Consider the following 14865-nt stretch of genomic DNA (forward strand, 5'->3'; position numbering starts at 1 on the left):
AGATCGGCGCGAGCCGATCAGCGCACGTGCACCATCATTCGCTCGACGCCGTGCACGACCGACACGGTCCGGTAGCCGGGCAGCTCGTCGGCCAGCCGCAGGTTCGGGAAGCGCCGCAGCAGCGCCGGGTAGGCGGCCCGCAGCTCCAGCCTGCCCAGCTCCGCGCCGACGCAGCGGTGCGCGCCGTGCCCGAACGCGTAGTGGCCGCCGGGGGCGGGCACGCGGGTGTGGTCGAAGTCCACGCCCGCGTGGCGGTTCGCGGCGACCAGCGAGCAGACGACCGCGTCGCCCTCCTTGATCCGCGCCCCGCCGATCTCCATGTCCTGCTTGGCGAAGCGCGGGAACGCCACCTGCACCACGCTCAGGTAGCGCAGCAGCTCCTCCACGACCGGCCCGACGGCCGCGTCGTCCTCGCGCACCGCCCGCGCGGCCTCCGGGTTCTGCAGCAGCACCGCCGCGCCCAGGGCCAGCATGCTGGCGGTGGTGTCGAACCCGCCGGTGAGCACGCCGTCCGCGAGGCCCGCGAGCTCCTCGTCGTCGACCTGGTCGCCGTGGTTGCGGATGATCATGCCGATGAGCCCGTCACCGGGTTCGACGCGCTGGCGCTCGACGACCTCGCGCAGGTAGTCCAGGGACTCGGACACCGCGCCGAGCGCCGCGTTCGCGCCGCCGAACACGTCGAACCGGGCCGCGGCGAGCCGCTGGAACAGCTCGCGGTCCTCGTAGGGCACGCCGAGCAGCTCGCAGATCGCCAGCGACGGGATGGGCAGCGAGAACTGCTCGACCAGGTCGACCGGGCCGGGCGCCGCGTCCATCGCGTCCAGCCGGTCGGCGATGATCTCGTCGATGCGCGGGGCCAGCCTGGCCAGCCTGCGCATGGTGAACTCCGGCGTGAGGAGCTTGCGCAGCCGGGTGTGGTGCGGCGGGTCGGCGAACCCGAGGCCGCCGGGCGAGCGCTCGATCTTGACGAAGCCGGTCTGGCCGATCCGCGCGTAGTCGTTGCTGAAGGCGTTGCCGTCCGCCAGGACCGCGCGCGTCTCCTGCTCGCCGGTCACCAGCCACACCCCGAACCGGAACGGGGTCTGCACGCGGTGGATCGGCCCGTCCGCGCGCATCTGCTCCATCTCGGCGACGGGGTCGAGCCCGTCGCGGCGCAGCGGCAGCATCACCCCCTCGGGGAGCATCGCGAGCGCGCGCGCCCCGTACTTCGCCAAGAGCCACTTGGCGACGGCCCTCCTGGCCACCCAGGCGACCACCCCGTCACGCACCGCCGCCATCGTCGCAGTCATCCTGGTCCTCCACCCCGATCGTGCACCGCAACCTACGAGCGCGGGGCTGCACAGCCCTGGACTCCCCGCTGGTACCGGGCGTCGAGCAGCCCGAAGGGGACGGCCGACGAACCGGCCACCACGACGCGAGAAGATCGAACCCGGTAAGGCCGACCCTCCCACCTCGGGCAGGTCGCGACGACGCGCGCCCCCAGAAGACCCCTGGTGAGCACTCGAAACCGCCCCATCGGGGAATTCAGCCGCAAGGTAGCGTAATCCACTCGGTTCGGTCGACCGAATCGACGACACGATCAAGTTCGGCCAGCACCCCGTCGAGGGTCTCCGGGGCTTCGAGGTAGTTGATGACACCCCGGTAGAAGGCCGAGCGCAGGCGCGGGGGCATGAGGTCCGAGGCGTCGAAGCACAGGGAGGCCCCACGGGTGAGGACTTCGGCGATCCGCCGGTCCACCTCGTCGCCGTATCCGGAGGGGGGTACCCCTTTGTGCGCGGAGTATGCGCCGCCCGAACCCGGCCAGACGCGCTGGCCGTCGGCCCCGGCCAGGTGGGCCAGGAGCCTGCTCGCGGCGGGCGAGTCGGTGAACAGCCCGGCCAGGTCGGCGGACACCTCCCAGCCGTCCCAGCCCAGGTCGGGGAAGTCCGCGTAGGCGCCGTCCCGGCCGAGCTCCCGGTAGACCGCGCGGGCGAACGAGCCGAGGTGGTCGAGCCCGCAGCCCTGGGGGCGGGTGAACATCTCCGCGCCCGCGTCGTCGAAGTCGGTGAGCAGCGCGCGCTCGACGGGGACGCCCGACACCAGCGCGCCCCAGGTCTCCCAGGCCCGGCGCACCTCCGGCGAGGTCCAGTCGAGCTTTCCGGAGGACCACCGCCGGTAGGCGTCCGGGCCCGCCTGGTGCAGCAGCAGGTCCTCGATCCAGTCGGTGCCCGGCCAGCCCGCGTCCGGCGACGAGCCGAGGCCGAGGCACCAGGGGGCGCCGCCCGCGAGGAGCTGCTCGGCGTTCGCGGGCGGGCGCACGTCCGAGTCGGGGTCGTACCAGATGAGGCTCTTCAGGTCGGCCTTGACGATGACCGCGTGGGTCCGGTCGGCGCCCGCGCGCGCGAGGTCCTGCCACAGGGGCGCGTAGTCGGTCCCCGGCAGCGGGGGCAGTTCGCGCAGGTAGCCGTCCCGCGCGTACTCGGCCAGCTCGCCCAGGCTGGGCAGGACGGCGATGTCGGGCGGGTCGCCCTGCTGCACGCGGGAGCGCAGCACCTGGCCGAGCGCGCGGCTGCCGGTGTAGTCGTAGGGCACGCCCGCCCGGTCGAGCACGGCCTTGAACCTGGCCTCCTCGGCGCCGGTCCACGGGCCGAGGACGCGCACGAGGGCGCGGTCGGCGGGCGGGGCGCAGCCGGGGGCGCAGGTCAGGAGCAGGAGCGGGACCAGCGCCCGCAGGACCGCGTGGCGGGTGGTGGGCCTCATCGGGGCGCTCCTGTCGGGGTCGTGGTCGTGGTCGTGGGCGTGGTCGGGGCCGTGGGCGTGGTCGGGGTCACCGGGGCCGGAACCGGTGCTCGTCGAGGCGCGGGTGCAGCCCGAGCAGCACCAGCGCCGCCAGCAGCGCCCCGCACAGCGGGCCCAGCGGGGTCCACGCGCCGTGGTCGGCGTCGGCCAGCTCGGTGCGGGCGGTGAGCGCCCGGTCGGTGAGGTCGGCGCCTTTCTCCAGGGTCGCCGCGCCCGCGGGCGGGTCCACCCCGGCGACCTCGGCGACCGTGGGCCCGCAGGCGTCGACGCAGCCCGGCCCGAGCATCGCGAGCAGCTCCGCCCTGGCCCGCGCGGTCGCGTCGTCGGTGCGGCGCTGCCAGCCGTCGGCGACCGCGACCACGTCGGCCGAGGCCGCCTCCACCCGCGCCTGGGTGTGCGCGCCCCACAGCGCCAGCCCGGCGAGCGCGGTGGTGAGGGCGGTGGCGGCGAGCAGCGGCGGGTTCCAGGTGCGGCGGAACCGGCGGGACAGGCGTGCCTGGGCCACCACCAGGAGCGCGGCCAGGGCGAGGACGGGCAGCAGCAGGGCGAGGGTGCCCGAGGCGGTGGTCGTGGTGGCGGCGAGCAGGGCGTCGAGGGCGGTGCGCTGGTCGGTGAGCAGCGCGTCGAGGTGCCGCAGGACCCCGGAGTCGGGGGTGGTGAGCACGCGCGAGGCGTACCAGAGGTCGGTGGGGCCGAGCAGTCCCGCCGGGTCCCGGTGCAGGTGCGCGCCCGCCTGGCCGATCCAGCCCGCGTAGGCGGAGATCAGCTCGACGGAGAGCTGGATGCGCGCGCTGGCCGTCGGGCCCGCGACGTTGTCCTCGGCGACCTGGTTGAGGTACTGGCCCGCCAGCGCGAGCCGCTTCTCGTACTCCTCCCCCGGTCCGGTCAGGAGGGTGAGCGCGGGCGCGGTCCCGTCCCGCGCGTCCCGCACGGCCGCCGCCAGCACGGTGACGGCCTCGAGGTGGGTGTCGGCGAGTGCGTGCCGGGCGGTGGCGGCCTGGAGGACGGCCGGGGCGGCGTGCTCGCGCACCGAGGTCGCGGTGGCGGTGGTGGCGGCGAACGACCAGGTCACCGACCCGCAGGCCAGGGCGGTCAGCAGCAGGAGCGCGGCGCGCAGGCGCAGCAGGCCCCGCCGGGTGCTGCGGCGCGCTCCCCCGGCGCGGGCCGGGCTCCTGGGCCCGGCCCCGGCGCGCCCTCGCGGGGGCTCGACGCGCCCTTGCGGGGGCTCGACGGGCGCGACCCCGCCGACGTGCAGCGGAACGGCCCCCGGCAGCGCGGGCGGCCCGCCTCCCCGGTCGTCCCCGCTCACCGCGCCGTCCCCTCGAACGGGTGACGGCAGCGCGGGCAGAACCGGCTCCCCGCACCGGAGACACGCCCGCACTCCGGGCACCGCACGTCCGGCCCGGCGGGCGGCGCCGGTTCGCGCTCGGGCGCCCCCGGCGCCCAGGTGGACCGCGTGGAGCTGAGCGCCGCGATGTGCATGTCCTTCACCGCGAGGTCGGCCCGCACCCGCACCACCCCGTCCTCCGGCGCCCCCACCACGTCCACCAGCCACCGCAACCGCCGCAGCGACGCCTCGTTCCCGAGGCGCGCCGCCAGCGCCACCGCCCGCCCCCACGCGGCCTCGGCCCCACGCCCGTCCCCCGCGTCGTACGCCTCGCAACCGGCCAGGATCAGCTCGCCCAGCTCGGTCTCCCTGGTGTAGTGGGCGACCTGCCCGTCCAGCACCCCGGACCGCAGCGGGTCGTCGGTCGACCGGACGAGCACCGCCGCCGGTTCCGCGAGGGGCTGCCCGGAGGCGTCGACCAGGTCCACCCGCGCGGCCTGCCTGCGCTCCCCCACCGCGAACCCGGACAGGTCCACCCGCAGCGTCAGCAGGAACGCCCGCCGCTCGTCCCCCCACGTCCCGGTGCCGAACCGGGTCACCCGCTCGCCGTCCGGCCTGCCCGCCAGGTCGACCTCGGCCGGGTACACCTGCCTGGCGCGCAGCAGCGCCGCGTGCGGGGCGAGGCGCACGCGCAGCCCGAGGTCCGCGACCACCTTGCCCATCGCGGCGTCCGTCAGCCGCCGGAAGTCGGCGGGCAGCTCGTCGGGGTCGCGCACCGCGTCGACGTCCCCGTGCAGCGCCTCGGCGACGTGCCGCAGCTCGTCCGGCGCCCACCCGTCCCCGATGCCGCGCGCGTCGCAGGTGAACCGTCCGGCGCAGCGGGCGAGCACGGCGTCCAGGCGGGCGCGCGGCTCGCCGTTCATGCCGTCGGTGAGCAGGATGGCGTGCCGCACCGCGTCCGGGTGGTCGTCGAACAGGTCGGAGGCCAGCTCCAACCAGGCCCCCATCGCCGTGCCGCCGCCGGTGACGAGGCGGCGCGCGGCGGCCTTGGCCTCGGCGCGGGTGCGGTCGTCGGCGGGCACGAGCGCGCGGTCGGGCGGGTAGACCATGCGCGCGACGTGGGTGCCCTCCACGACGGCGAACCGCACCCCGTCCCGCAGCGCGTCGACGGCGGCCTCGGTGGCCAGGCGGGCGGCGGCGATCTTGGTGCGCGGGTGGGCCATGGAGCCGGAGCAGTCGACGGCGAGCACCTCGGCGAGCTCGGGGGTGGAGGTGGCGCGCAGGTCGGAGGCGATCACGGAGACGACGGCGTCGACCTGGCCGTCGTCGGGTGAGACGTGCTCGTTCTGGCTGACGGCGAGGCGGAACCCCACGCGCTTCTCCCCTCGGTGCCGGGTGGTGGTGGTTGGAGGCGGCTGGCGGCGGTTGGCGACGGCGGCAGTTGGCGGCGGCGGCGGTTGGTGGTCGGCAGCGGTTGGTGGTCGGCGGCAGTTGGCGGCGGCGGTTGGCGGCGGCGGTTGGTGGTCGGCAGCGGTTGGTGGTCGGCAGCGGTCGGTGATCGGCGGCAGTGGTGGTTGGCAGTGGTGGCGGTTGCCAGTGGTACTGGCGGTTGGCGGTGGTGCCGGGCGGGTGCTGGGTAGTGGTGGTGCCAGGCGGTGGCGGCTGGCGGTGCTGGCATAGCTGCTGGTGCTGGTGCTGGTGGCCAATCAGGTCCTCGTCCGAGGCCGAACGTCATTGGCGAGGTCGACCAACGCCCCGTGCTCGGCGGCGGTGCGGGCCTGCCGGGCGAGATCCCGGTAAGCCCGCTCACGGGCGGCACTCCCGGTGGACGGCTCAACCTGATCGAGGACGTGGGCCACGAGCCGGTCGTGCGCGTCACCGTCGAGCGCGAGGTCGGCCAGCGCACGCAAGGCCTCATCCCGACGCCCGTCCCCGGCGAGCACCTTGACGGCGGCGATCGCGGCAGCCTCCCGGTGCCGCGACACCTCAGGCACCTGGGCGAGCACCCCGAGCGCCCCGGCAGCGTCACCCCTGGCGAGCCGAACCCTGGCCAACCCGAACGCGGCACTCCCCTGCGACCGATCCCGCCCCCAGGCCGACCGGAACCTCCGCTCAGCCTCATTCAGATCACCGCACTGCTCGGCGCAGAGCGCCAGGGCGAGCACGGGCGCGGTCTCACCGGGAACCTCGCGGTGAACGCGAACGAAGTGCGGACGGGCGTCACCACCGTCAACGAGCGCGGCAACCCCGAGAAGCCAGTGAACCCGCCAATCAAGCGGATCAGGCCGAGCCTCCAGGACGGCCCCCCACCCCAAGCCACCCCTCTCTTCCTTGTCCCGCCCCTCTTCCCCCAAGCCTGCCCTGGCCACTCCCCCGAACCGCCCCACCCCACCCCCCCGCCACACCCCCACTCGGGTAACCCACCTCCAAGCAGCAGTCCCCCAACTCCGCCACCGAACCGTCCTGAACACCCCCCAACTCCCCACCCCCTCCGAACGACCTCCTAACTCACCCCGCACCACACCCTCACTCCCAGCCACCCCACGACCTGCCGCAACGCTTCCCCCAGCCACCACACCCCCATCCGTTGGCAGCCCTCCACCCACTGCCGCACTTCTCCCACCTGCAAAACCACCACCCGACGCCTCCTCTTTCCCAGCTCCAGGACCACCAGCCGGTGCGACACCCTCACCTGCCGTAGTGTCGCCACCAAGCGAAGCCCTCCCCTTCGCCGGAGCACGGCGTCCAGGCACACCGATCTGCCGGAAGTCCTTCTCCTGCAAGGCATCACCCCCCTTCTGGGTATCCCCCCTCTGCCGGGCCACCCCCTCCTGCCGGGTGTCCATCCCCTGCCGGGCGTCCCGCTCCTGACGCGTGTCCTCCTCCTGCTGAGTGATCCACTCCTGCCGAGTCCCCCACCTCACCCGCTCGTCCCACCCGTCCCGCGCACCCCGCAAGCCCTGCCCCTCCAACGCATCCCGCGCGATCGGCAAGCCCTGCCCACCCCACTCCGCCTGGCCGGTCACACCGCTTCCCCCGGCTTCCACCGGCCCACCCACGCTCAACAACCCCCGCGCCCGCCCGGTACGCCCCAGCCCCACCAAGGCATGCGCCCGCAACAAGTTCGCCTCAGCCGTGTCCGGCAGCGCGCGCAACAACGCGTTCGGGTCCCCCAACCGATCGATGTCCAAGTCCCACCGAGGACTCGGCAACCCAGCCGCACAATCCCGACCGCTCGGCAACACCCCCTCCCCCATCCCCTCCGCGCCTTCCGTCCACCGCACCCCCTCCGCTGAACGCGCCCCTTCCCCCAAGCGCGCTGCCTTCCCCAAGCGCGCCCCCTCCACCCAGCGCGCCCCCTCCACCCAATGCGCACCCTCCACGCCACGCGCCCCCTCCACCCAATGCGCCAGCGGCGGCACCGCGCCCAACCCCGCGTCCACCAGCGCAGCCGTGGGCTCGAACAGCTCCGACACCACCGGCCGCTGCCGCCCGTCCCGCAACGACGCGATCTCCCGCAGCACCCCGTCCAGCTGCCGGTCCATGTCGACCGCCGACGCGAACCGCCGCGCCGGATCGGGGTGCGTGGCGCGGTCCAGCGCGTGCCCGAACGACTCCAGCCCCGACCGCAGCTCCCCCGGCTCACCGACCGTGTCGGCGCTCGCCGCAGCCAACCGCCGCAGGGTCTGCCCGAGCGCGTGCAGGTCCGAGCGCGGGGTGACTCCGTCCGCGGCGATCTCGGCCGCGTCGACCTGGAACCCCTCCGTGCCGATGATCCCGACGCGCTCACCGATCCGCCGCACCGCGCCCAGGTCGATCACCTTCACCCGACTGTCACCACCACCCACCCGTCCGGGGCGCAGGATCACGTTGTCGGGCTTCATGTCGCAGTACACCAACCCCCGCCCGTGCAAGTACCCGAGCGCGGCCAGCACCTCTCGCCCGATCGTGACGACGTGCTCGGCCCGCAACCGCTCACCGAGCGCGACCCCCGTGGCGACGTCCTGCAGCACGAGCCCGTCCACGAACTCCATCACGATGTACACCCGCTCCTGACCGGACCGCCGATCACGGTGGGTGACGAAGTTGACGATCCGGACGATGCTCGGGTGGTCGACGGCGGTCAGCGCCCTCCGCTCAGCCTCGGCGAGCGGCGTGTCCCCCGCGCTGATCATCCCCTTGAGGACCACCAGGTTGTCGTCCAACCGCCGGTCGCGGGCGAGGTAGACCCAGCCGAGCCCGCCCTGCGCGAGCGGTCCGACGACGCGGTACTGGCCGCCGACCTCGTCGTCGCGGTGCAGCGCGGGCAGGAACGAGTAGAAGTGGCCGCACTCCGGGCAGTACCCCTCGGGCAGCGCGGGCTGACCGGCGTACCCGGAGCCGATCTTCGCCTCGCACCCGCCGTTCCCGCAGAGCCGTGCCCTGGTGCGGGTGCGCGGGTTCTCCTGGACGCGGCTGAGCGGTTCGGGGAACGAGAAGACCGGCAGGGACAGGTGTTCGCGCCCCGCCCCAGACGGTGGCACGGCCCGTGACCGCTGCCCCTCGGAAGGGTGAACCCGAACGGGAGCACGGGCCTCCCTGCCGCAGGTGTCGCAGAACCCGGTGGCCTCGATCGTCCCGACGCAGCCGGGGTGGGAGCACGCGGTCACGGCGCGACCTCCTGACGGGTGAACCCGTTGTCCCCGAAAGGTAATCGCGTGACCACTCCGACGGCAGCCGCCGAACGCGGGGCGATCACGTCTTCCCCATGACCGCGTGCAGGTGCGCGAACACGGCCGTGTGACACGCGTCCGGGTCAGCCGGGAGACGGGAGAGCGCCGCGCGGGCCCGCCGGTACAACTCGCCGAGTTCGAGGTCCTCCTCGTGCCCGTGGTCGGCGGCCAGCTCGGCGGACGCGTCGAGCAGGCGCCGCAGGCCCTCCAGCTCGCGGACGGCGCGGGCGAGCCGCCCCTCGGCCTCGATCCCGTACCGCCACACCCGACGCTCCAGCGACACCAGCCCGGCCTCGTCCAGCGAGGCCCGCAACCCCATCAGGTCGACCCGCAACCAGTGCGCCTTGACCAGCCCACCGGCCGCGCGCTCCAGGTGGGCGAGGTCGCGAATGCGCGCGCCGAGCGCGGTGAGCCGCCCGGAGTGCTCGTCGGCCTGCCAGGCGCGCACCGAGGCGAGCGCGGGCGCGTCGTCCCGGTGAAACCCGAGCGCCACCCGACTACCACCCCTGACCAGCGGTTTCACCACGTGCTCAAGCAACCCGCCAGGATCGGTGGCCGCGTCGACCCCGCTGACGACCACGGTCACCGGCCCACCACGCCCACCACCGATACCGCCGACACCGGAAGCACCAGCAGCACTCGCACCAGCGGCCCCAAATCCCCCTGCGGTCGCCCTCACTCCGAACGCCACACCGCCACCAGCACCGCCACCACCGGCACTGTTACCGCCGCCACCGGCACCGGTACCACCGGAACCGGTACCAGCACCGCCGCCACCACGACCGGCACCATCGGCAGCAGCACCGCCGCCACTACAACTATCGGCACCGCCGCAAACATCGGCTCCGGCACCGGTACCGGCACCGGCCGAAACGTCCACAGGGGCAATCGCACCGGCATCGGGAACAGCCGCGTCACCACCGGAACCGATCACATCGGCCCCAGGAACACCCCCGCCCCCACCACCATCACCCCCGGTCATCACCCGCCCGTCCGGGTGTCCCCCACTCCCCCGGAACCACCCCATCTGCGCCTCAAGCCGCCGGTGCACCTCGTCCACGCCCAACCCGGTCGCGTCCACCGCGAAGTCCACGCTCCCCACCTCGGGCACCGCCCCCACCGCCCCAGGCACGACCCCCGCCGACGATCCCGACGAGGTCGACCGCAGGTCCCGACTCCCCAGCACCGCCAACCACCGCAGCACCGCGAGATCGGCCCCCACCAGCACCAACAGCCCCCGGTCCCGCGCCAACCAGTCCACGACCCGCCGCGCCGCCGCCGTGCTCCCCGGCGCGCTCAACTCCCGCTCGGCCTCGCTGTCCTCGGCCACGAACCCCGCCGTGGACGGCAGGTGCGCCAGCACCGTCTCCACCGGCAGCATCCACGCCAGTCCGACCTCCCGATCGAGGTCGGCGCTCACCACGATCCCCACCACGTCACCCGTGAGGTCGTCAGCCACCCCGGCCCCGCTGAACCCGGCGGTCACCGCCCGCTGTCGCGGCAGGGTGTTCATCTGCACCCACTCCTGCCCCGGTCCGGCCCCGGCGGCGAGCGTGAGGCTCGTCCACACCCCGTCCGAGTAGCGGTGGGGGTAACCGAACGTGCGCACCACCCGCCCCCAGCTCACCCCGACCCGGTGCAGCAGCGTCCCGCTCCCCTCGGGCGCGAGCCGGACGAGCTCCAGCAGCGCGACGTCACCGCGCTGGTCGTCCTGCGGCAGCACGACCCGCACCCGCCGAGCCGCGATCCGCTGCCCCACGACGTCGACCAGCACCGGCTCGGCACCCTCACCGACCACGTGCGCGCAGGTGAGCACGGTCCGCCGGTCGTCGAGCAGCACACCCGCGCCGAGCACCCCTCCGGAGGCGTCGCACAGCCGCACCCGCCAGGACGGGTTGGCAGCGCTGCCAGGGGTCACGGCCGGGAACATACTCAGCGAACTGCCCGTGACGTGCGGCTTTCCGCGCCGTGAACCCTCGAACGGACCAGTGGCGCTCAGTGGAACCACCCTGTTCGGTCCGCCGTTCACCCGCTCCAATGACAGCGGGTGAAACAGCAACCACCGGGAGTCGCCGTGCTCTTCCGAACCCTCGCACTGGCACTGGTCCTGACCACCACCCCCGTCCAGGCGTCCCCCACCGGGGAGAGCCCGGCACGACCGGTACACACGGCCGTGTTCGACGGACCACTCGACCGAGCAGGCACTCCGGAGGCGGACGCAGTTCAGCCGCACCCCGAGCCGGAAGCCTCGGCACACCCCGCCCCGCCCGGCAAAACACCAACCGGTGAGGCGCACCAGCCCCCCGTACGTGGCGTCAAGACGCTCACCACCTCCGCGCACAGCGACGAGGCAGCACCCGCCCGCCCACACGACGGTGAGGCAGCACCCGTCTCGGCGCACGAAAGCGAAGCACTACCCGCCTCCACGTATGACGACGAGGCGTCCCCCTCCTCCGCGCACGTCGGCGAAGCACTAACCGCCTACCCACACGTCGGCGAGGCGCTCCCCTACTCCACGCACAATAGCAAGGCACTCCCCACCTACCCACACGTCGGCGAGGCGCTCCCCTACTCCACGCACAACAGCGAGGCACTACCCGCCTACCCACACGTCGGCGAGGCATTACCGTCCTCCGCGCACAACAGCGAGGCGTCACCCACCTCCACATACGACAGCGAGGCATCCCCCGCCTCCGCGCACAACGGCAAGGCATCCGCCGCCTCCGCGCACGACGAGGCGTCCCCCGCCTCGGCACCACCCCACTCCCCCCAACCGCACCCCGACCTCCCCGACCTCGCCACCACCGCCTCGCGCGAGCACCTGGAGACCGACCGCACGGCCCGCCCCGTCGCGCCCGGCGTCGAGCTGACCTCCTTCGACTGGTACCGCGCGGACGGCTGGGTCCGGGGTGACGCGCTCACCGTCGACCTGACCGGCGGCGCGAAGGTCGACTACCTCGACCCCGGTTCCGTCACGTCCGCCGCGCCGCTGTCCGAGCAGGCCGACCGCACCCGCGCGGTCGCGGCGGTGAACGGCGACTTCTTCGACATCAACAACTCCGGCGCCCCCGAGGGCGCGGCCGTGCGCGACGGCGTGCCGGTCAAGTCCGCCTCGCCCGGTCGGGAGCGCGCGGTCGGGATCGACGCGGCGGGCCTCGGTCGGGTGATGGAGGTGCTGTTCAGCGGCACGGCCGCGCTGCCCGGCGGTAACGTCGCGCTGAACCGGCTCAACAGCGCCGAACTGGAGCGCGACGGCATCGCCCTGTTCACTCCGCTGTGGGGTGAGTACACCCGTTCGCGCGCGGTGCGCGACGCGGAGCGGGTGCGCGAGGTGGTGGTGCGCGACGACGTCGTGACCGAGGTGCGCGACGCGATCGGCGCGGACCGGGTGCCCGAGGACGGTTACGTGCTGCTCGGCCGCGAAACCGGGGCGACCGCGCTGGCGGTCGCGCCCGGTGATCACCTGACCGTGCGGTACACCGCCCGTGCGGGTGATGGGGGTTCCGCGCCGAGGGCCGCGATCGGCGGCGACCAGGTGCTGCTGCGCGACGGCGAGGTGGTCGCCCCGGACGACCCGGCGCACCCGCGCACCGCCGTGGGCTTCTCGGCGGACGGCAAGCGGATGTTCCTGCTCACCGTGGACGGCAGGCAGTCCGCGCACCTGCTCGGCCTGAACCTGAAGGACGTGGCCGAGGCGCTGCGGGACATGGGCGCGCACAACGCGCTCAACCTGGACGGCGGCGGGTCGAGCACGCTGGTGGCGCGCGAACCGGGTGGCGACACCGTCCGGGTGGAGAACAGTCCCTCGGACGGTGGGCAGCGGCCGGTCCCGAACGGGCTCGCGCTGTACGCGCCGGGCGGCAGCGGTCACCTGACCGGGTTCTGGGTGTCCACCACGACCGACCCGCGCACGGCCCCGACCTCGGGCGCGGTGCCCGGTGGCCGCCCCGATCGGGTGTTCCCAGGTCTCACCCGGAAGATGACGGCGCAGGGGTACGACGAGACCTACGGCCCGGTCGCCGACGAACGCCCGGTGTGGACGTCCACGAACCCGTTCGTCGGCACGACCAGCGGCAACGGCGTGTTCCGGGCTGCGGCGGCGGGAACGGCGCGGGTCGTCGCGCGCCAGGGCCGGGTCGAGGGCTGGCGGGAGCTGACCGTGCTCGGCGCGCTGGAGCGGCTGTCCGCGACCAGCGGTCGGGTGAGCCTGCCCGACGTCGGCGCGGACGCGCGGGTCGGGATCGTCGGCTACGACCGCGACGGGTTCAGCGCGCCCGTCGAACCGGCCGACCTGGCGCTGTCCTACGACCGGTCCGTGGTCGAGGTCGGCGAGCGCGAGGGCGCGCTGCTGGTGACCGCCCGCGCGCCCGGCGCCACCACGATCGTGGTCACCGCGCAGGGGCGCACCACCCGCATCCCGGTCACCGTGGGCACCGAGGAGCGCCTGCTGGCCGGGTTCGACGACGCCGCGCGCTGGACGTTCGGCTCCGCGCGCGGCTCGGGCTCGGTCTCCCCGACCCCGGACGGGCACACCGGTCAGGGTTTGACGCTGCGCTACGACTTCACCCAGTCCACGGGCACCCGGACCGCGTACGCGAACCCGCCGCAAGCACTGGAAGTGCCGGGAAAACCGCTGGCGCTGAGCGCGTGGGTACGTGCCGCCGGTCGGGGCGAGTGGACGGCCTTCACCGTCGTGGACGCCCAAGGCCTCACCCGGTCGCTGTACGGCCCCTACCTGACCTGGGCGGGCTGGCAGCGGCTGGAGGTGCCGGTGCCCGGCGAGCTGTCGTTCCCGATCAAGGTGACGCGCTTCTACACGATCGAGACCGCCGCTGACCGCCAGTACACGGGTGAGGTGGTGGTGGACGACGTCACCGCCGTGGTCCCGCCCGACGCCGAACCGCCGCCGCGCGAGGTGGTGCGCGACGACGTGGTGGTGCGCGACGGCACCGTCGACGGCAGCCCGTGGCGGTTCGCGGTCATGTCCGACGCGCAGTTCGTGGCCCGCGCACCGGACAGCGAGCTGGTGCGGGCGGCGCGGCGGACGCTGCGCGAGATCAGGGCGAAGCGGCCGGACTTCGTGGTGGTGAACGGGGACCTGGTGGACGAGGCGGCGCCGGAGGACCTGGCGCTGGCCAGGCGGGTGCTGACCGAGGAGCTGGGCGACGCGGTGCCGTGGTTCTACGTGCCGGGCAACCACGAGGTGATGGGGCCGGGCACGATCGACAACTTCCGCCGCGAGTTCGGGGCGACGAACCGGGTGTTCGACCACCGGCGCACCCGGTTCGTGCTGCTGGACACCTCGCTGGGCACGCTGCGCGCGGGCGGGTACGCGCAGGTCGTGGCGTTGCGGAGAGCGCTGGACCTGCACGAGGAGGTGGACTCGGTCGTGGTGCTGGAGCACCACCCGACCCGCGATCCGGGACCGCTGCGCACCAGCGAGCTGTCCGACCGGATGGAGGCCGCGCTCGTCGAGCGGTGGCTGGCCGACTTCCGGGCGTCGACCGGGAAGCCGGTGGCGTTCGTGGGCGCGCACGCGGGCCTGTTCGCCGCGTCGCGGGTGGACGGCGTGCCGTACCTGGTCAACGGGAACTCCGGGAAGGCCCCGTCGGGTGACACCGGAACGGGTGGGTTCACCGGGTGGAGCCTGATCGGCGTGGGACGGGGTGGGATCAGCGCGGAGGTGCGGGCGCACGTGGACGCGCTGCGGTTGAGCGCGCCGAGCGCGGTGCCGGTCGGTGGGACGGGCGCGGTGTCGGCGGAGGTCGAGCAGGCCGGGCGGCGGGTTCCGGTGGTGCACCCGATGAGCGCGGACTGGTCGGGGTCGGTCGGGCTGCACGTCGGCGGGGCGGACGGGGTGCGGCCGTGGCACGTGGCGCGGCTGGACGTGGACACCGGGGTGCTGACCGGGTTGCGGGCGGGGCGGGTCTCGGTGGTGGTGGCGGTGAACGGGGCGCTGGCGCGGGCGGACGTGGTGGTGGGCGGCTGACTTCGGCCACGAAGAAACCCCGCACGCGCGGAGTGGACCTCCCTGGGCCGGGCGGGTTG

7 protein-coding genes are annotated in these 14865 nt (G+C 74.3%); 1 reads left to right on the forward strand and 6 read right to left on the reverse strand.

The window, feature by feature from the left end; translation table 11 throughout:
• Nucleotides 1-17: 17 nt before the first annotated feature.
• The 6 genes from LV78_RS02130 to LV78_RS02165 form a co-directional block, all read right to left on the reverse strand.
• The gene (locus LV78_RS02130; RefSeq protein WP_253842904.1) at nt 18-1289 is read right to left on the reverse strand and encodes a cytochrome P450; all 1272 of its coding nucleotides are present in this window, start codon (nt 1287-1289) and stop codon (nt 18-20) included.
• 235 nt (nt 1290-1524) lie between these two features.
• Nucleotides 1525-2739, reverse strand: coding sequence for an extracellular solute-binding protein (locus tag LV78_RS02135; protein WP_253842905.1), 1215 nt, complete (start codon nt 2737-2739; stop codon nt 1525-1527).
• Nucleotides 2740-2806: 67 nt separating this feature from the next.
• Nucleotides 2807-4087 carry a hypothetical protein gene (locus LV78_RS02140; RefSeq protein WP_253842906.1) on the reverse strand — a complete coding sequence of 427 codons (1281 nt, stop codon included), beginning with the start codon at nt 4085-4087 and terminating at the stop codon, nt 2807-2809.
• Nucleotides 4084-5478 (reverse strand): vWA domain-containing protein, encoded by a 1395-nt coding sequence (locus tag LV78_RS02145; protein ID WP_253842908.1) that lies wholly within the window; start codon nt 5476-5478, stop codon nt 4084-4086. Before LV78_RS02145 ends, LV78_RS02140 begins: the two co-directional genes overlap by 4 nt.
• A gap of 333 nt (nt 5479-5811) precedes the next feature.
• Nucleotides 5812-8628: a serine/threonine-protein kinase gene (locus tag LV78_RS40500; RefSeq protein WP_308208657.1), complete on the reverse strand. Its 2817-nt coding sequence runs from the start codon at nt 8626-8628 to the stop codon at nt 5812-5814.
• 211 nt (nt 8629-8839) lie between these two features.
• Complete coding sequence (locus LV78_RS02165) at nt 8840-10735, reverse strand: S1 family peptidase (protein WP_253842909.1); 1896 nt, start codon at nt 10733-10735, stop codon at nt 8840-8842.
• Nucleotides 10736-10891: 156 nt separating this feature from the next.
• On the opposite strand from LV78_RS02165, the gene LV78_RS02170 reads away from it, so the two are divergent.
• On the forward strand, nt 10892-14806 hold the full coding sequence (locus LV78_RS02170) for a phosphodiester glycosidase family protein (RefSeq protein WP_253842910.1): 3915 nt from the start codon (nt 10892-10894) through the stop codon (nt 14804-14806).
• Nucleotides 14807-14865 lie beyond the last annotated feature (59 nt).

The organism is Actinosynnema pretiosum (genome assembly GCF_024171695.1).
In the GTDB taxonomy this organism is placed as follows: Bacteria; Actinomycetota; Actinomycetes; order Mycobacteriales; family Pseudonocardiaceae; genus Actinosynnema; species Actinosynnema pretiosum.